This is a genomic window from Burkholderia sp. 28_3 (assembly GCF_003253915.1).
In the GTDB taxonomy this organism is placed as follows: domain Bacteria; phylum Pseudomonadota; class Gammaproteobacteria; order Burkholderiales; family Burkholderiaceae; genus Burkholderia; species Burkholderia cenocepacia.
This window is the reverse complement of sequence record NZ_QKZF01000010.1, coordinates 38234-56138: the sequence shown is the minus strand read 5'-3', so window position 1 is coordinate 56138 and position 17905 is coordinate 38234. Positions and strand designations below refer to the sequence as shown.

The window sequence follows — 17905 nt, the reverse complement described above, 5'->3', positions numbered from 1 at the left end:
TTTCACCACGACAAACAAGACGGAAGGAGACAACGATGCAATCACCGATTCGCGCAGCGTTCGCGCTGTCGCTCTGCATGTTCGTGCTGACCGGCTGCGGCGGAGAAGCCGATGACACGCCGGCGGCCACGCCCGGCGTGTCCGTGGCCGACTATGTCGTGCCGCGGGTGCCGAGCTGCAGCCCGGGCGATACGCCCGAGACCGCGCTGCAGGGGCAGGTGCCGGCCGCACTTCGACAGGCCGGCTTCGGTGGCTTCAACTGCAACCTCAAGCGCGTGAGCCAGGTTCAGGGCGAAGGCGCGTCGTGGTCGGCCGCTACGTATACCGACAGGAAAGGCCAGACCTGCTTCTATCACGCGACGATGGGCGCGAGCGCGCTGTTCAATAATCCCGATGCGCCGCCGCGCGTGAACCCGGGCGTGCCGGTGATCGACATCACCAACCCGGCGCGGCCGGTGCGGGTGAGCTCGCTGACGTCCACGTCGATGATCGATCCGTGGGAGTCGCTGCGCGTGAACGTCGCGCGCGGGATCCTCGCCGCCGACAACGGCCTGGGCGGCGGTGGCGGCCCGGAGATCGACCTGTACGACATTGCTTCGGATTGCACACGGCCGCAGTTGCTGGCGAGCGTGCCGGTCGGCACGGGCGCGGACGGCGGTATCGTACCGACCACCCGGTCGCTCGGCCACGAAGGCGGATTTTCACCCGACGGGCTGACCTATTACGTCGGCGGCGCCTTCACGAAAAGCTACTACGCGATCGACCTGACCGTGCCGACCCGGCCGAAGATGATTTCCGCGATCGGCCTGCCGGATCTGGGCATGGGCAGTTTTTCGCACGGCCTGTCGGTGAGCCAGGACGGAACGCGGGCGTACTTCGTCGCGTCGGGGAACGGCGGTGCGGCCGTCGGCATGAGTGCGCCGCCGCTGAACGACGCGAACGCGACCGGCGACAACGGCTTTTTCGTCGTCGATACCAGCGAAGTGCAGAGCCGGCGTCCCAACGCGCAGATGCACCGGATCGCGACCGTGCCGGTGCGGAACGGCAGCGTCGCGCAACATACGATCTCGTTCGCCGTGGCGGGCAAACCGTATCTGATCGAAGTCGACGAGGGCGGGGGCGGCGGGCTCCAGGATCCGGGCGCAACGGCGGTCAAAGCCGCATGCAATGCCGGTGTGGCGCCGTTCCCGATGGGGCACATCTACGACATGTCCAACGAAGCTGCGCCGCGGCTGGTGTCGGAGCTCCGGCTCGAAACGCACGCGATCGCGAACTGCAGCCAGGTCATTCCCGATATCGCCGGCCTGACCACATTCACGTACGGCGCGCACTACTGCAGCGTCGACAACCGGCAGAACGCGACCGCGCTCGCGTGCAGTTACTTCAACTCCGGCATTCGCGTCTTCGACATTCGCGATCCGTCGAAGCCGAAGGAGATCGCGTACTACAACCCGGCTTCGGTGAAGTCGCCCGGCGCGGGCTCGGCGCATCTGATGTTCGGTCAGTACCGTGCGGGCGGGCCGGACTGGTGTGCGTCGCGTCTCGATTTCGATTTCGATCGCCACCTGCTGACCACCGCATGCCAGGACAACGGCATGCTCGTGTTGTCGTTCGAGAACGACAGTTGGCCGTTCCCCGAAAGCACGAAGGCGACGGAGATCGGCAATTGATGCGCTTTCGCCGTGACCTGCTGGTTTGCGCGATTGCGCTCGCGATGCCGCTGACGTGTGCCGGTTTCGAGGCCGACGTGCACTTCGGCCTCACGCTTTGGCTGGCACGGCAGGCCGGCTTCGCGCCGCGCGACGCCGAGGCCATTGCGCTCGCGGATCAACGCATCGATGCAGGATCGATCGAGTACATGACATCGCCGTTGCAGTACGCGTGCCTGTCGCGCTTTGTCCCCGATGCGCTCGATGCGCAGGCCCGACACTATCCGGGCGCGCCCAGCGTACCGGTCGATGCGCAGGCAAGAGCCGTAGTGCCCGGTGGGCCGGCTGCGCTCGCGCCCGTCGACGCGGCGCTCGGCAAGGCCGGCGGCGGCAAGGCCGCATTCATGCTCGGCGAATTCGGCCGCGCGCTCCATGGCTGGCAGGATTCGTGGGCGCATCGCGGTGTGCCGTCCGTTCCGGACTGGAGCCGCGACGGCATCGCGTGCGATGCCGGTCTGGCGATGGCGGCGCCGCTCGATCGACACACATCGTCTAGCCACGCGGCGGAGCTGACCTGGCGTCGGGTCGCCGATGTGGAAGCGATGGCGCAGGCGACCTACCTTCAGATGATCCGGTATCCGGCTATCGATGGAGCGGCGCGGCAGGCGGCACCCTGGGATCAAGTCCGGCAACGGCTTCCCGACTTCGTCGCTGCGCGAACGAAGCGCGCGAAGTCGGACTGGTTCGTCGCGAACGGCATCGCGGATACGTCGTTTCTCGACGGTATCAGCCTGCCCGACGGGCCTGCGTGGAAAACCGTCCGATGGCATGGGCGGCGCGACCTGCCCGCGCCGCTGCCGTCGGCGATGCAAGCTGGCGTCGACAAGGACATCGTCGATTTCTACACACGCTTTCTCAGCGACTGGGTCACGACGTCGCCGGTCGACAAGCGCTGGCTGCCCGCGATTTCGGTCGAGCGCGGGCAGAAGCCTGACGATGCGTTGGTCAACGCGCTGGTTGGATGGAGACTGAGGGATCACGGCGCTTATCTGGCCGTCGAGGGGTTACCGCATTCGGCGACGCATTCGCTCGCACCTGCGCGCAATCGCACGTCGTTCGAGGTGTTCAGGTCATTGAACGACGCCGTGCTGCCGCTGATCGTCGAAGGCGAGAAGCCGTCCCCCGTCCTGCCTTTCGTGGTGTTTGCGCTACCGTGGTCGAGCGCCGGCCACCCGCGCGCCGTTGCACTCGTCAAACTGCTCGACGCACCGTACGACACCGTGGGGATCGTGTCGGAGAAGCGCAATGGAATCGGCTGGAAGGTGACGGGATGGGTCTCGTCGGCCGACTACTGATCGGGAAGACGTCGAAATGCGTGACGATATCGTGCATCAATCGGCGCGGGCGAGCGGCCAGTTCGAAGGTGTCGCATTGCACGGAAAGGGATGGCTGACCTTCGGGCTCGCATGGATTGTTTTGTGCACGCCAACCGGCGCGAGCGCCCACGCATGGAATATCCCGTACTACCTTCCGGTGCCGTTGTGGCTGTATGCGTATGCCGCAACGGGCACGCTGATGGTGTCCTTCATGATCCTTGCGTTTGCGTCGGGCATGCGCGCACCCGAGCCGGGAAGGCGATCCGAAACCTGGACGAAAGCGCTGCGAATCCCGGTTCCGCTCGTGAACGCCGCGCAAATCGCGAGTGCGGTATTCGTCGCGCTCCTGGTCGTGGCCGGCCTCGCGGGAACCACGAATCCGTTCCTGAACTTGGCGATGCCGGGCTTCTGGATCTGGTTCTATCTGGGCGCTTTGTATGTCAGCGCGATATTGGGTGACGTCTATGCATTCACCAATCCGTTTGCGCTTCTGTTGCGAATCGCCGTGCGCTGTTTCCCCGTCCTGGAGCGCGGGCGCTATCGTTATCCCGAACATCTCGCCTCGTGGCCCGCGTTGGGCGGCTATATCGCGCTCATCGCGCTGGAACTGTTCGGCGCGGGGCGCCCCCGAGACGTCGGCCTGTTCCTCGTCGCGTATGCCGCGTATGCGCTGATTGGTGCGTTCTGCTTCGGGCGCGAGCGCTGGCTCGCCCACGGCGATACGTTCGGCGTGCTGTGCAGGCTATGCGCGAAGCTGTCGCCGCTGAAATGGCGTGGGGCAGCGCGTCGTCACGTGATCGTGGAATCGAGAAAGCCGGTCGCGGACATGTCGCGCGACGGGCCGGCGGATACCAGCGTCATCGCCGTTCTGTCGTTCATGCTGTCGTCGACGGCCTACGACGGCTTGCGCGATACGGCTACGTGGCACGCATTCTTCTGGCGCAGCATCTATCCGCACGTCGTCGATCTGTTTCCGTCGCTCGGCCGGCACTACGCTTTTTCAGCGGACATCCTGCTGATCTGGCAATGGCTGGCGTTCGCGATCATCGGCATCGCGTATTACCTGGTGTTCCGGGGCTGCTGCACGCTCGGCGCGATCAGTTCGCGTTCGTCGTCGGGCGGAGCGTCGTTCTCGCGGCAGTTCTGCCTGGTACTGCTGCCGATCGCGTTCTTCTACAACGTCTGCCATTACTTCACGCTGTTCTGGGATCAGGGGCGGCAGATCTTCCGGCTCGCGTCCGATCCGCTCGGCCTCGGGTGGAATCTGCTGCCGGTGGCGGCCGCGGCCGATCAGATGTCGGCGGCCCAGGCGCTCATCGACGTCGGATACATCTGGCATGCGCAGGTGCTCCTGATTCTCGCCGGGCACGTCGTGAGCGTGATGCTCACGCATGCGATTGCCGTCCGGAGCGACCGTCCGGCCGCAACGGCGACCGTCGGCCAGTTGCCGCTGCTGGTGCTGACGATCGCATTGACGATCAGCGGCCTGTGGATTCTGTCGCTTCCGCTGGCGTAGCGGTCGCGGCGCGCGGCTTGAGTGCGGAGGGCGACACGCCCCACCGCTTGCGGAATGTCGCCGAAAAGTGGCTCGCCGACGAGAAGCCGCAGTCGATCGCGGCTTCCGTCACGCCGTATGCCCCGCGCTCGATCAGGCGGCGGGCGGCTTGAAGGCGGTTCTCGATGATGTACTGGTGCGGCGTCAGTCCGTTGGCCTTTCTGAAGCTCCGGATGAACGAATAGAGATCGCCCGGGTAGCCGACCGCATCGGCCACCATCATCAGCGTCAGCGGGCCGCGGAAATGGTCCCTGATGTACTCACCGGCCTTGCGCATCATGCCGGCTTGCGCATATTGCTTCGCCTGCGGCCGAGCTTCCAGGTGCAGCATGCGGTGCAGCGCGGCTGAGCCGAGCGCTTCCGCATAGGTCGGGCCCTGCGGCATCCCCGCGACGGCGTCTTCATGGAGGCTGCGGACGATCTGTGTGAGCAGGTCGTCGATCACGTCCATCCGGAGCGCGGCCGACGCGAACCAGACGTCGCTTTGCAGCCCTGTCCGCGACAGCCATGACGGTTCGAAGTGGACGCTGATCCACTCGATTTCATCGGACCATCGGCCGGAAAACGAGAAGCCGGGCGGAACATAAGCCAGCGGTCCGCGGATGCGGGTCGGTGCCCACCGGCCGGTGTTCGTTCGCAGCTCGAGTGTCGTGGGCGCCTGCAGATACATGCCCAGGATCGGGCCGGTCGTCTCCAGATCGACGATTTCCGTGGCGCCAGCGATGTAGTGCTCGATCGAGACCGCGGCGAACGATGGTGCGACGGGCTGCCTTTTCCACTTGTGCGGCGGATGCCAACTGACGCGGCTTCCGTTCGGCGCAATCGCGCAGACGTCCCTCATGGCTGGCCGGCTGATCACGCGTTCTCCTTTCGTCTGATCTGGCGAGCGGTTCCCGAGATGCGATTCGATGCCTCGATGGCATCGCGCAAGCGAACCCACTGTAGGCCGCGATACTTACTCGATGCTTACCTGGCGGCGTGTGTGAGCCAGGGCCGCAACCGTCAGGAATTGCCGGCGGCAGCCCGCAGCGCCCGCACCAGCTCGCTCGCCGCCTTGCCGAGCCCCGTATGTTTCGGCCGCCGCAAGTACACGGGCAACGGCAACCCGTTGCGGATGTTCGCGAACACGAGCGGTGCGAGTTCGCCGTCGGCCACATACCGGCCAATGATCGATTCCGGCAAGTTCGCCCAGCCATGACCGGCCTTCACGAGCGCGATCGCGGTCGCCATGTCGGTCACCTTCCACGTGCGGTTGCCGATCAGCGGCCGCACGTCGGTGAGTGGCCGCTCCGGATCGGCGATCACGATCTGCCGAAATCCCGACAATCGCTCGATCGCTTCCGGATGCGCGGCTTCGGCAATCGCAGGATGGTCGGGCGCGGCGACCGCGATCAGCGTCTCGGTCCACAGCGCGTGAATCTGTTCCTGCGGATGCAGATCGAGCCCGCCGTACGCGACGCAAAGATCGACGGCGCCGCGATGCAGCGCATCGACGATCGCATCCTGCGGCGCCGTGACGACGCTGACCGCGAGCGCCGGATATTGCGCCGCGACGGCCGTCAGCGCGCGTGCAACCGGCGCACCGTCGATTTCGGCCGCGAGCCCGAGCCGCAGCGTGTCCTCGACGCCTTCCGACAAGTGCTGCGCATGCGCGCGCAGCGCATGCAGCCGTTCGGCGATCGCGCGCGCGTCGGGCAGCAGCGCGGCCATCGCGGCGGTCGGCGTCGGCTCGCGCGTGCCGCGATCGAACAGCACGAGGTCGAGTTCGGCCTCGAGGTTCGCGATCGCCATGCTGACTGCCGACGGCGTACGGCCGAGCGCACGCGCGGCCGCCGAGAACGAGCCTTTGTCGATGACGGTCAGCAGCATGTCGATGTGATCGCTGGTCAGCATGGTCGGCCGTCTCCTGTCAGAAAAATTGAAAGGACCTGACTTTGGCGGACGACGTGCCCGCGGTAGTCTCGCCACCTGGTTCGATATGAAGGTGGTCGGTCATGCAAGGATGGAAGAGACGCATAGTCTACGTCGTGATGTTCGAGGTGCTCGGCATCCTCGTCGCGTCGTCGGTGCTCGGCATGTTGAGCGGCGCGAGCGCGGCGACGAGCGGGCTGCTCGGCGTGATGATCTCGACGACGGGCGTCATCGTCAATTTTCTGTACAACCTCGGCTTCGAGGCGTGGGAGCGGCGGCGCGCGGAAACGACGCGCACCGTCGGGCGGCGCGTCGTGCATGCGATCGGGTTCCAGATCGCGCTCGTGACGTTCCTGATTCCGCTGATCGCGTGGTGGCTCGACGTGTCGCTGCTGCAGGCGTTCCTGTACGACGCGGTGCTGATCGTGTTCTTCCCGATCTTCACGTTCACGTACAACTGGGCGTTCGACAGCGTGTTCGGGTTGCCGGACGCGGTGACGCGCAAGGCGGCGCCGGTGGCATGACGCAGAGGGATGCGAAACGATTCGATGCGGGCAGTACGCGTCGTTTCGTTTCGGTGGCAGGCCGTGCGACGACGGCAGCGAAGACGGGCGGCGCGCCTGCCGCCCGCGACGTTACGCGCCGACGAACTCGTGCACGTAACGGTTGAACACCGCGGGGCTCGCCGCGTTCATTCCGTGCGATGCGCCGGCGACGGTCTGCCGTTGCGCATCGCCGATCCACTGCGACAGCGTGTCGACGTTGTGACGGAACATCTTCGGGCTGCGCTGGCCGTCGATCAGCAGCGTGCGGCATGCGATGTCGCCGGCCGTGTGCTGCGAATACGCGGGCAGCGGGTCGCGCAGCTGCTTCGGCAGCGTGCTCGCATTGTCGATCGCCATCGTGCGAAAGCGCGACGTGCTCTTCTTCCATGCGCCGGGCAGGCTCACGGAATCGACGAACATCTCGAGACCGGCTTCGACGTCGCCTTGCCCGATCAGGTTCACGGCCTTCGTGCGCAGCGCGAGGGCGGCGGCCGGAAGCGCGGCTTCGCGCACGCCGGGCTGCTGGAGCGGGCCGCCCGGATCGGCGAGCGTCAGCGACTCGACGAGGTGCGGATGCTGGCGCGCGACGTTGAACGCGACGCTACCGCCGCGCGAATGGCCGACCAGGTGCACGGGGCCGAGATCGAGCGCATCGATGAATTCGGCGAGTTCGTCGACGTGGTTCTGCCAGCTGAACTCGTCCTGAATGCCCGCTTCGACGGCCGGCCAGTAATGGCTGAGGCTCGGCGCGATGCAGCGGTAGTGGGCCGACAGCGCCGCGAGCTGCGGATCCCAGTAGCGGTAGTCGCACAGCGAGCCGTGCACGAACACCATCGGCGCACCGCTGCCCCGCTCGACATACGGCAGGCTGATGCCTGACGAAAGCGTCGCAAATTGCAGGTCGGGGTTCGCGAGCACGGACGGCTCGATTCGCATGTTCATGGCTGAAAGGCTCAAAGGTGCGTCAACACGACGCAACTATGCATCACGGCGACCTGCAAGGAAAACGCATAATTTTCATCGTGACGATCAATTTTTTTGATGGCACAGCCGGAAACCCCTGTCGGAGCGTGGTCATGTACCGAAGCCTTCAATCGTCTGACGATTCGTTTCGCCGATGAAAGGGCGTGCCGCGGGCTGCGCGCACGCGCGCTGGCATCGGAACGGGGAAGGGGGCGCGTCAGCGCACGCTCAACGCGGGCGCGGTCTGAAGCTCGACGGGGAGGTCGTTGTCGGTGGCGAACTGCATCGCGAAATCGAATGCGTCCGCGCAGACGGCGCGCAATTCGTCGGACACGAACAGGCATTTGACGCCGCCGTCGACGACCGGCATCGCAAGCCGCGACAGCGCGCACGGATAGCCGGGCCGCCGTTCGCCGACGAACAGCGTGATGACGCCCGCGAGGCGCTCGGGCCAGTCGCTCGGGCGGAAGGTTTTCTGCGCGCGCGTGACGCCGCGGATCAAATGGCCGGCGATGCGGCCGTGGTCGGTGATGTCGATGCGATCCATGCTGGGGTGCGTGTCCTCGTGCGCGTCATTCGCCGCCGTCGGCCGCGGCGTCGCCGCGCGCGGGAATCCGGAGGTTGCGCAGCTTGTGATAGAGCGTTTTCTTCGGCATGCCGAGCGCCTCGCTCGCGTCCGCGACGTTGCCGTGGTGACGCCGCAGCATGTCCTCGATCAGCATCCGCTCGAAATACGCGAGCTGCTCCGCGAGCGTGCTGCCGGCCGTCGGCGTGCCGCCGGACGACAGCAGGCTGTCGCCGGTCAGCCCGAGCACGAAGCGGTCGGCCACGTTCTGCAGCTCGCGCACGTTGCCCGGCCACGCGTGCGTCATCAGTTCGGATACCTGCGCGGCGGTGACGACCGGCGCCGGCTGCCCGAAGCGCCGCGCGGCCGCGAGCACGAAATGCTCGAACAGCAGCGGCACGTCCTCGCGCCGCTCGCGCAGCGGCGGCAGCTCGATCTGCGCGACGTTGAGGCGATACAGCAGATCCGCGCGAAAACGTCCGTCGGCCGCGAGTTCGGCGAGATCCGCCTTCGACGCGGCCACCACGCGGCAGTCGACCGGAATCAGGTCGTTCGCGCCGAGCCGCTCGACCACGCGTTCCTGCAGCACGCGCAGCATCTTGATCTGCAGCGCGATCGGCATCGTCTCGATCTCGTCGAGGAACAGCGTGCCGCCGTCCGCCCACTCGATCTTGCCGATGCGCTTCTTGATCGCGCCGGTGAACGCGCCGGCCTCGTGGCCGAACAGCTCGCTCTCGAACACCTGCTCGGGCAGGCCGCCGCAGTTCAGCGCGACGAAATGCGCGTCGCGGCGGCCGCCGAAGTCGTGCAGGCTGCGCGCGATCAACTCCTTGCCGGTGCCCGTCTCGCCGGTGATCAGCACCGACACCGACGTATCGGCGAGGCGCAGGATCTTCTTGCGCACGTCGGCCATCGCGGGCGACTTGCCGAGCACGAACGCCTCGATGCCCTGCCAGTTGTTCAGCGCCGCGCGCAGCCCCTGCACCTCGAGCGTCAGGCGGCGCTTCTCGACCGCGCGCGCGACGCGGCCGGCGATCACGTCCGACGAAAACGGCTTCTCGATGAAGTCGTACGCGCCGACCTGCATCGCGCCGACGGCCGTCGAGATGTCCGCGTGGCCGCTGATCAGCACGACCGGGATCTGCGCGTCGATGGCCATCACGCGGTCGAGCAGCTGCAGCCCGTCGATGCCGGGCATCCGCACGTCCGACACGATCACCACCGGCGCGCCGGGCGCGACGTGCGCGAGCGCGTCGGCGGCGGACGCGAACGCGTCGACCGGGAACCCGGCGAGCGCGACGGCCTGCTCGACGCCGATCCGGACGTTTTCATCGTCCTCGACGACCAGCACCCGAATCTCATCTTCCATGCTCTGTCCTCTGTTGCGGCGTCGCCGCCGCGAATTCGATGGTGAACTGCGCGCCGCCTTCGTCGCGGTTCGTCGCGGTGATCCTCGCGCCGAACGCCTCGACGATGCGCGACGTGATCGCGAGGCCGAGCCCGAGGCCCTGGCCGCGCGGCTTGGTCGTGACGAACGGCTCGAACAGGTGCGGCAGCACGTCGGGCGCGATGCCCGCGCCGCTGTCGGTCACCGTCAGGCGCACGCGACCGGCGTCGTCCGCCTCGTCCGCGTCGTCCGCTTCGTCCGCTTCGACCGCCTCGATGACGATGCGGCGCACCGGCGCGTCGTGCACCGCGTCGAGCGCGTTGCCGAGCAGGTTCACGATCACCTGCTGCAACTGGCTCGATTCGGCCGAGACCGTCGTGCCGGGCGCGATGTTCACGTCGAGCCGTACGCCTTCGTCGCGAATGCGCGCATCGTAGATGAGCCGCGCATGCGCGACGGCCTCGTTCAGCGATACCGCGACGCGCTCGACGTCGGGCTTGCGCGCGAAGGTCTTCAGCTCGCCGGTGAGCACGGCCATGCCGTCGACCAGCTTGCCGACCCGCTCGAGATTCGCGAGCGCCGGCGCCGGCTGGCCGCGCTCGAAGAACGTGCGCGCGTTGTCGCACAGCGTGCGGATCGCGACGAGCGGCTGGTTCAGCTCGTGCGTGAGGCCGGCGGCCATCTGCCCGAGCACCGCGAGCTTGCCCGCGTGCACGACTTCCTGCTGCGACGCGCGCAGCCGCTGCTCGGTGCGTTCGCGCTCGTCGATCTCGCGCTGCATCCGCTCGTTCGCGGCCGTCAGCGCGGCGGTGCGTTGCGCGACGGTCAGTTCGAGCCGGTCGTTCGCGCGGCGCAGCGCATCCTGCGCGTTCAGCCGCGCGAGGATCGCCCGGCGGCGCTGGATCGCATAGCCGACCAGCAGCGCGACGATCAGGAACGCGCCGGTGACGAACACGAACGCCGTCTGCTGCTGGCGTCGCGCGCCCGCGATGTCGAGCAGCACCATCAGCGAATCGCCGGCCTGCGGCGCGGGGCGCGACATCACGAGATAGCGCGTGGTGCGGCCGGCGTGGCGCGGATCGGGGAAGGTGCCGAACCACGCGGCCGAGCTGCGATCGCCGATGCGGCGATAGGGCAGCGCGTCGACGGTGCGGCCCGCGTACTGGCGCGACGCCTGGATGTCGCGCTGCTGCTGCGCGGTGATCGGGCGCAGCGCGGTGAATTTCCACGCGGGCTCGGTCGAGATCACGACCACGCCGTTGCTGTCGACGACCATCGCGGCGACGCCCGGCGCGCGCCATGCCGATTCGAGCGGATCGACGCTGATCTTCACGGCGGCCACGCCGATCGGTACGCCGTCGCTGCGCACCGCGCTCGCGAAGTAGACGCCCGGCACGCCGGTGTTGGTGCCGATGCCGAAGAAGCGGCCGCTGCCGCGCGCGAGCGCGTCCTTGAAGTACGGCCGGTACGACACGTTGGTGCCGACGAAGCTGATCGTCTCGTTCCAGTTGCTCGCGGCGATCACGTCGCCTTGCAGGTCGATCACGTCGACCGCGCCGCTGCCCGCGTCGCGGTTCACGGCTTCGAGGTAGGTGTTCACCGCATGCACGCGCTCGGGCGCATCGTTCGGCGCGGCTTTCAGCATCGCGCGCACGCCGTCCTGCCGCGCGACCAGGCCGGGCAGGATCTCGAAGCGGCCGAGCTCGCTTTTCAGGCTCGACGCATACAGGTCGAGCCGGTGCGCGCCGGCTTCCTCGAGCGCGTCGATCGCGCGTTCCCACGCGAAGTCGACGGCCGCGCCGGCCACGCCGACATACAGCACCGCGGCCGATGCCCAGCCCCACCACGGGATTCCCTTGAAGCTCTTCTGCACGTTCGCCCTCATCGAAGCCCGCTATCGGCGTGAACCGGCCCTGGCCGCGTTGAACGACGCGCGCCGCGCACCGGCCAAGGCCGGCGGCGGCGCGTGCGAGGCAGCCGGCGCGACGGGGCGCGCGGCCGCGCGTTATCCGAAGTGCGCGACCAGGATCAGCGTCACCGTGACGACGATCGCGCCGCCGATGCGGGTGGCGATCTGCGCGAACGGCATCAGCTGCATCCGGTTCGCGGCGGTCAGGATCGCGACGTCGCCGGTGCCGCCTTGCCCGCTGTGGCAGGCGTTCACGATTGCGGTGTCGATAGGGTACATCTTCAGCAGGCGGCCGACCACGAAACCGGTGCCCATCAACGTCGCGACGGTCGACACGATCGTGACCACGTTGACGAGCGTGAACGCGGCGGTCAGCTTGTCCCACGGCGTCATCGCGACGCCGATCGCGAACAGCAGCGGATACGTGACGGCGGTCGAGAAGAACTTGTAGACGACGAACGCGCCTTCCTGCAGCGGCGGCGACACCGCACGCGCGAGCTTCACCAGCACCGCGAGGAACAGCATCGCGACCGGCGCGGGCAGGCCGAACAGCTTGTGCGCCATCAGGCCGACGAGGTACAGCGTGATCGCGGTGATGCCGGCGCCCGCGATGTGCGTGACGTCGACGTGGCCGCGGATCTCTTCGCTTTCCGGCGTCATGTCGCCGCTTTCGCCGACCTGCAGGCGGCCGTTGCCGGTCAGGTGCGGCAGGCGCTTGCCGAGCATGTCGAGCGCGCCCGACAGGATGATCGCGGTCAGGCTGCCGAGCATCACCGGCGGCAGCACCATCGCGAACATCTCGCCCTGCGGCAGGTGCATCAGTTCCGAATAGCCGATCGACAGCGGAATCGCGCCTTCGCCGACGCCGCCCGCCATGATCGGCACGACGATGTACAGCAGCGTGTGGCGCGCGCCGAGGCCGAGCGCGGTGCCGACCGCCGTGCCGACGATCGCCGCGGCGACCGACCCGGCCGCGAGCGGAATGAAGATCTTCACGAAGCCCTGGATCAGCACGCGGCGGTCCATGCTCAGGATGCTGCCGACGATGATCGACGCGATGAACAGGTACAGGAAGTTGGTCGACTTCGTGAACTCGACGGTGAGGTTCAGCACCGGCTTCGGCAGCACGTGGTAGTACGTGAGCGCCGACGGCACGAAGGTCGCGAAGATCGCGGCCGCGCCGATGTTGCGCAAGAGCGGCAGGCGCTTGCCGAGTTCGGCGCAGGTGAAGCCGAAGAACGCGAGGACGGCGATCGCCATCGAGATTTCGCCGGGCACCTTGCCCGTGACCGCGAAGCCGACGATCAGCCCGAACAGGATCACGTAGACCGGCAGCGGGATGATGCCGATGCGGATTTCCATCAGCTTCCACCAGCCTTCCGGCCAGAAGCGTTCGCGCGTGGCGGGACCGGCCGCGGCAAGCGGCTCCGGATGGGACGGGGTTTGGATAGAGGTCTGCAAGACGTGTCTCCTGATGTTTGGAATGCCTGCATCGCTTCGCGGCATCGTGTGCCGTCTATTACGCAACCCCCGTGCCAGCATGACGGCCTGCCGGAATATTTTTAATGCATTGATTCATAAGGGATTTGTTTCGTCTGCGGAAAGGGTTTTCCGGGCAAGCTGGCCGAGATTTCGGAATCGGCGCGGCGCTCAGGCCGAGATTTCGGCCTGGCGGCGGCCGGGGTGCGCGGCCAGGCCCGCCGTCCGCCGTACCGCCGGCCATATCGCCGCGCGCGATTTTCTTCGCACAATCGCTTCGTAGACCGCCTTCCCGCCGCTCTCTATCATCGGCTGATCCTTTTCCGATGCGATGACGACTGTCCGGAGAACGCCCGCGCGTTCGCCGCGGCGTCGCTCATCCGTCGATACCGTCTTTGGACAGGAGAGTGGTTTCCATGCTGCATCCCGTTTTTTCCGCCCGCTTTTCCGCCGGCCGCCTGGCCCGCCTGGTGACGACCGCGCTGCTCGGCGTCGTGCTGCTGAACGGCGCGCGCGCCGACACCGCGCCGCTGAAGGTCGGAATCTCGACCAGCCCGCAGATCGAGGCGCTGAAGATCGCCGCGAAGGAGGCGAAGGAGCAGGGGCTCGACGTGAAGATCGTCGAATTCACCGACTGGAATACGCCGAACGCGGCGCTCGCGAACAAGGACATCGACGTCAACTACTTCCAGCACATCCCGTTTCTCGAGAACGCGAAGAAGCAGGGCGGCTACAACTTCATCTCGATCGCGCCCGGCACGATCATGAAGATCGGTCTCTATTCGAAGAAGGTGAAAAGCTTCGCCGAGCTGAAGGACGGCGCGCGCGTCGCGATCGCGAACGATCCGGTCAATGGCGGGCGCGGGCTGTTGCTGCTGCAGCGCGCGGGGCTCATCACGCTGAAGCCGGGCGCCGACTACCGCGCGACCACGCACGACATCGTCGCCAACCCGAAGCACCTGAAGATCATCCCGCTCGAAGCGTCGCAGCTCGCGCGTTCGCTCGACGACGTCGATCTCGCGCAGGGTTACCCGAGCTTCATCAAGCTCGCCGGCACGACCGACCCGAACAGCGCGCTGCTGTTCGACGGCACCGAGAACAAGAACTTCGCGATCCAGTGGGTCGTGCGGCCCGAGAGCGCGAACGATCCGCGCATCCGCAAGTTCATCGCGATCTACCAGCACTCGCCGGCGGTGCGCCGTGCGCTCGACAACGCGTTCGGCTCGCTGTACGCGATCGCGTGGTGACGGAGGCGGCATGACGACGGCGAACCGCAAGAAGATCCTGCTCAACGCGTTCAACATGAACTGCGTCGGGCACATCAACCACGGGCTGTGGACGCATCCGCGCGACCGCTCCGCGCATTACACCGATCTCGACTACTGGGCCGATCTCGCGAGGACGCTGGAGCGCGGCAAGTTCGACGGGATCTTTCTCGCGGACATCGTCGGCGTGTACGACGTGTTCGGCGGCGGGCCCGACGCCGCGCTGCGCGAATCGGTGCAGGTGCCCGTCAACGATCCGCTCTTGCTCGTGCCGGCGATGGCGCAGGTCACGCGGCATCTCGGCTTCGGCGTGACCGCGAACCTGACCTACGAGCCGCCGTACCTGTTCGCGCGCCGCATGTCGACGCTCGATCATCTGACGAAAGGGCGCGTGGGCTGGAACATCGTCACCGGCTACCTCGACAGCGCCGCGCGCGGGATGGGCCTCGCGCAGCAGATCGGCCACGACGACCGCTACGAGCGCGCCGACGACTACATGGACGTCGTCTACAAGCTGTGGGAACAGAGCTGGGACGACGATGCGGTGATCCGCGACGCGCAGGCGCGCGTGTTCGCGCAGCCGGGCAAGGTGCGGCGCGTGAAGCACGACGGGCAGTTCTATTCGGTCGATGCGATTCACCTGAGCGAACCGTCGCTGCAGCGCACGCCGGTGCTGTACCAGGCCGGCTCGTCCGCGCGCGGCGTCGAGTTCGCGGGGCGCCACGCGGAATGCGTGTTCGTGAACGGGCAGAGCAAGGCGGCCGCACGCGCGGCGGCGCTCGACATCCGCGCGGCCGCCGCGCGGCAGGGGCGCGACCCGGCGTCGATCAGGATCTTTGCCGGCGTGAGCGTCGTGACGGCCGAGACCGAATTGCTCGCCCGCGAGAAATTCGACGAGTACCGGCGCTACGCGAGCCCGGAAGCCGGCCTCGCGCATTTCGCGAGCTCGACCGGCATCGACTTCTCGAAGTACGGCCTCGACGAGCCGATCTCGTACGTGAAGACCGATTCGATCCAGTCGGCCGTCGACGCGATCTCGAAGAAGAGCACGACCGGCACGTGGACCGTGCGCCGCATGCTCGAGCAGATGTCGCTCGGCGGCCGCTATGCGCCGATCGTCGGCTCGCCGTCGCAGGTCGCGGACGAGCTGCAGTCGTGGATCGACGAGACCGGCATCGACGGCTTCAACCTGACGCGCACCGTGATGCCCGAGTCGTTCGAGGATTTCGTCGACTGGGTCGTGCCCGAGCTGCAGAACCGCGGCGTCTACAAGGAAGACTACGATCCCGCGCCGACGCTGCGCGAGAAGCTGTTCGGTGCGGGGCCGCGCCTGCCCGCGTGGCATACCGGTGCGCAGCACCGGCCGGCGGCCGCAGCCGAACCCGCGCACCCCGCGCATGCCTGAACGTGACGGAGCGAAGCGATGACGCAATTGTTCGATACGCTGGGTTTCATCGAGGCATCGGCCGTGCGCGCCGGTACCGGTACCGATGCAGCGGCACATGAGGAAGCCGTGACGCCGGCCGGCGGCGCGGCCGTGTCGCTGGAACAGGTCGGCAAGGTATTCGCGACACCGCGCGGCCACGCCGCCGCGCTGCGCGACGTGACGCTCGACGTGCGGCGCGGCGAGGTGTTCGGGATCATCGGCCGCAGCGGCGCCGGCAAGTCGACGTTGCTGCGGCTCCTGAACGGCCTCGAGCGGCCGAGTTCGGGCCGCGTGCGCGTGCAGGGCGTCGACGTCGGCGCGCTCGACGAGGATGGCCTCGTCGCGTTGCGTCGTCGCACCGGCATGGTGTTCCAGCATTTCAACCTGCTGTCCGCGAAGACGGTGTTCGAGAACGTCGCGCTGCCACTGAAGATCGCCGGCGTGCCGAAGGCCGAGCGCGTGCGCAAGGTCGAGGCGCTGCTCGAGCTCGTCGGGCTCGCCGCGAAGCGCGACGCGTATCCGGCGAGCCTGTCGGGCGGGCAGAAGCAGCGCGTCGGCATCGCGCGGGCGCTGGTGCACGATCCCGAAGTGCTGCTGTGCGACGAAGCGACGTCGGCGCTCGATCCGGAAACCACGCAATCGATCCTCGCGCTGCTCGCCGACATCAACCGCCGTCTCGGGCTGACGATCGTGCTGATCACGCACGAGATGGAGGTGATCCGCGCGGTGTGCGACACGGTCGCGGTGATCGAACAGGGCGAAGTCGTCGAAACCGGCCCGGTGTGGCGCGTGTTCGGCGATCCGCGCCACGGCGCAACGCGCGCGCTGCTGAGCACGCTGCAGCACGACTTGCCGGCCGAACTGGCCGCGCGGGTGCGGCCGCTGCCCGAGCAGGCCGCGCTGCCCGACGGCGCACAGATCGTGCTCGACGTCCGCTATACGGGCGAGAGCGGCGGCGAGCCGGATGTCGGTGCGCTCGCGGCGGCGCTCGGCGGCTCCGTGCGGTTCCTGCACGGCGGCATCGAACGCATCCAGGGGCACGCGCAGGGGCGGCTCGTGATCGCCGCGACGCCGCGGGCGGACGACGCCGGCCCGTCGGCGGCGCGCGGCGGTGCGGTCGCCGCGCTGCTCGAACGTGCGCGCCGCCATGCGAATCACGCGGAGGTGCTCGGCTATGTTTGACCTCTGGTGGCCCGAACTGCTCGACGCGATCCGCGACACGCTGTCGATGGTCGCCGCATCGGCCGCGATCGCGGCGCTGATCGGCATTCCGCTCGCGGTGATCCTCGTGACCACCGCGCCCGGCGGCATCTATGCGCGGCGCGGCGTGAACGCGGTGCTCGGCGCGCTCGTCAACGTGTTCCGCTCGACGCCGTTCATCATCCTGCTGGTCGCGCTGCTGCCGTTCACGCGCGTGCTGATCGGCACGACGATCGGCGTGTGGGCGGCCGTCGTGCCGCTATCGATCGCCGCGATCCCGTTCTTCGCGCGAATCGCCGAAGTGAGCCTGCGCGAAGTCGATCGCGGGCTGATCGAGGCCGCGCTCGCGATGGGCGCGAAGCGCCGCCACATCGTGTGGCACGTGCTGCTGCCCGAAGCGTTGCCCGGCATGCTCGGCGGCTTCACGATCACCGTCGTCGCGCTGATCGGCTCGACCGCGATGGCGGGCGCCGTCGGCGCGGGCGGGCTCGGCGATCTCGCGATCCGCTACGGCTATCAACGTTTCGACACCACCGTCATGGCGACCGTGATCGTGATCCTGATCGCGCTCGTCTCGGCCGTGCAAATCACGGGCGACCGCCTGGTCCGACGCGTGACCCGGCGCACCTGAGCGACGCCACGAGCGTCCGCTCGCTTCATTCCTGATCCTGAGAG

15 protein-coding genes are annotated in these 17905 nt (G+C 67.6%); 8 read left to right on the top strand and 7 right to left on the bottom strand.

The features are described 5' to 3' along the window. Positions 1 to 35: 35 nt before the first annotated feature. From DFS13_RS21270 to DFS13_RS21260, 3 genes are read left to right on the top strand one after another with little or no spacing between them, the layout of a single operon-like run. A complete protein-coding gene (locus tag DFS13_RS21270; RefSeq protein WP_069352618.1) occupies positions 36 to 1670 on the top strand; it encodes an LVIVD repeat-containing protein in 1635 nt (544 codons plus the stop codon). Beyond that, on the top strand, positions 1670 to 3004 hold the full coding sequence (locus DFS13_RS21265) for a DUF6765 family protein (protein WP_006494240.1): 1335 nt from the start codon (positions 1670 to 1672) through the stop codon (positions 3002 to 3004). Before DFS13_RS21270 ends, DFS13_RS21265 begins: the two co-directional genes overlap by 1 nt. Before the next feature lie 16 nt (positions 3005 to 3020). Then, positions 3021 to 4541 carry a hypothetical protein gene (locus tag DFS13_RS21260; protein ID WP_062910286.1) on the top strand — a complete coding sequence of 507 codons (1521 nt, stop codon included), beginning with the start codon at positions 3021 to 3023 and terminating at the stop codon, positions 4539 to 4541. Here the strand turns inward: DFS13_RS21260 and DFS13_RS21255 are convergent. Together DFS13_RS21255 and DFS13_RS21250 are read right to left on the bottom strand one after the other, a co-directional pair. Then, the gene (locus DFS13_RS21255; RefSeq protein WP_176731454.1) at positions 4504 to 5439 is read right to left on the bottom strand and encodes an AraC family transcriptional regulator; all 936 of its coding nucleotides are present in this window, start codon (positions 5437 to 5439) and stop codon (positions 4504 to 4506) included. The two genes, DFS13_RS21260 and DFS13_RS21255, sit on opposite strands and share 38 nt — an antisense overlap. A gap of 143 nt (positions 5440 to 5582) precedes the next feature. After that, positions 5583 to 6473, bottom strand: a complete 891-nt coding sequence (locus DFS13_RS21250) for a LysR family transcriptional regulator (protein ID WP_105866576.1) — start codon at positions 6471 to 6473, stop codon at positions 5583 to 5585. A gap of 101 nt (positions 6474 to 6574) precedes the next feature. Between DFS13_RS21250 and DFS13_RS21245 the strand changes: the two genes are divergently transcribed. Next, positions 6575 to 7015 (top strand): PACE efflux transporter, encoded by a 441-nt coding sequence (locus DFS13_RS21245; protein ID WP_006484477.1) that lies wholly within the window; start codon positions 6575 to 6577, stop codon positions 7013 to 7015. A 111-nt stretch (positions 7016 to 7126) separates the two neighbouring features. On the opposite strand, the gene DFS13_RS21240 is transcribed toward DFS13_RS21245, so the two are convergent. The 5 genes from DFS13_RS21240 to DFS13_RS21220 all read right to left on the bottom strand — a co-directional run bounded on the left by DFS13_RS21240 (position 7127) and on the right by DFS13_RS21220 (position 13321). Continuing rightward, positions 7127 to 7978, bottom strand: coding sequence for an alpha/beta fold hydrolase (locus DFS13_RS21240; RefSeq protein WP_059720626.1), 852 nt, complete (start codon positions 7976 to 7978; stop codon positions 7127 to 7129). A 238-nt stretch (positions 7979 to 8216) separates the two neighbouring features. After that, positions 8217 to 8546, bottom strand: coding sequence for a DUF3579 domain-containing protein (locus DFS13_RS21235; RefSeq protein WP_006484473.1), 330 nt, complete (start codon positions 8544 to 8546; stop codon positions 8217 to 8219). 25 nt (positions 8547 to 8571) lie between these two features. Further along, complete coding sequence (locus DFS13_RS21230) at positions 8572 to 9933, bottom strand: sigma-54 dependent transcriptional regulator (RefSeq protein WP_006484474.1); 1362 nt, start codon at positions 9931 to 9933, stop codon at positions 8572 to 8574. Continuing rightward, a complete protein-coding gene (locus DFS13_RS21225; protein ID WP_012493577.1) occupies positions 9923 to 11836 on the bottom strand; it encodes an ATP-binding protein in 1914 nt (637 codons plus the stop codon). The genes DFS13_RS21230 and DFS13_RS21225 overlap by 11 nt, the downstream gene beginning before the upstream one ends. A 120-nt stretch (positions 11837 to 11956) precedes the next feature. Further along, entirely contained in the window at positions 11957 to 13321 is a 1365-nt protein-coding gene (locus tag DFS13_RS21220; RefSeq protein ID WP_006481998.1) for a 2-hydroxycarboxylate transporter family protein, read from the bottom strand. 434 nt (positions 13322 to 13755) lie between these two features. Here DFS13_RS21220 and DFS13_RS21215 point away from each other — a divergent pair, with 434 nt between their 5' ends. The 4 genes from DFS13_RS21215 to DFS13_RS21200 are packed head-to-tail and all read left to right on the top strand — an operon-like array spanning position 13756 to position 17861. Then, on the top strand, positions 13756 to 14586 hold the full coding sequence (locus DFS13_RS21215; RefSeq protein WP_048985325.1) for a MetQ/NlpA family ABC transporter substrate-binding protein: 831 nt from the start codon (positions 13756 to 13758) through the stop codon (positions 14584 to 14586). A gap of 10 nt (positions 14587 to 14596) precedes the next feature. Beyond that, positions 14597 to 16009 (top strand): LLM class flavin-dependent oxidoreductase, encoded by a 1413-nt coding sequence (locus tag DFS13_RS21210; RefSeq protein WP_048985323.1) that lies wholly within the window; start codon positions 14597 to 14599, stop codon positions 16007 to 16009. An 18-nt stretch (positions 16010 to 16027) separates the two neighbouring features. Beyond that, positions 16028 to 17212: a methionine ABC transporter ATP-binding protein gene (locus tag DFS13_RS21205; protein WP_111442091.1), complete on the top strand. Its 1185-nt coding sequence runs from the start codon at positions 16028 to 16030 to the stop codon at positions 17210 to 17212. Further along, positions 17205 to 17861, top strand: a complete 657-nt coding sequence (locus DFS13_RS21200) for a methionine ABC transporter permease (protein ID WP_006491339.1) — start codon at positions 17205 to 17207, stop codon at positions 17859 to 17861. Before DFS13_RS21205 ends, DFS13_RS21200 begins: the two co-directional genes overlap by 8 nt. Positions 17862 to 17905 lie beyond the last annotated feature (44 nt).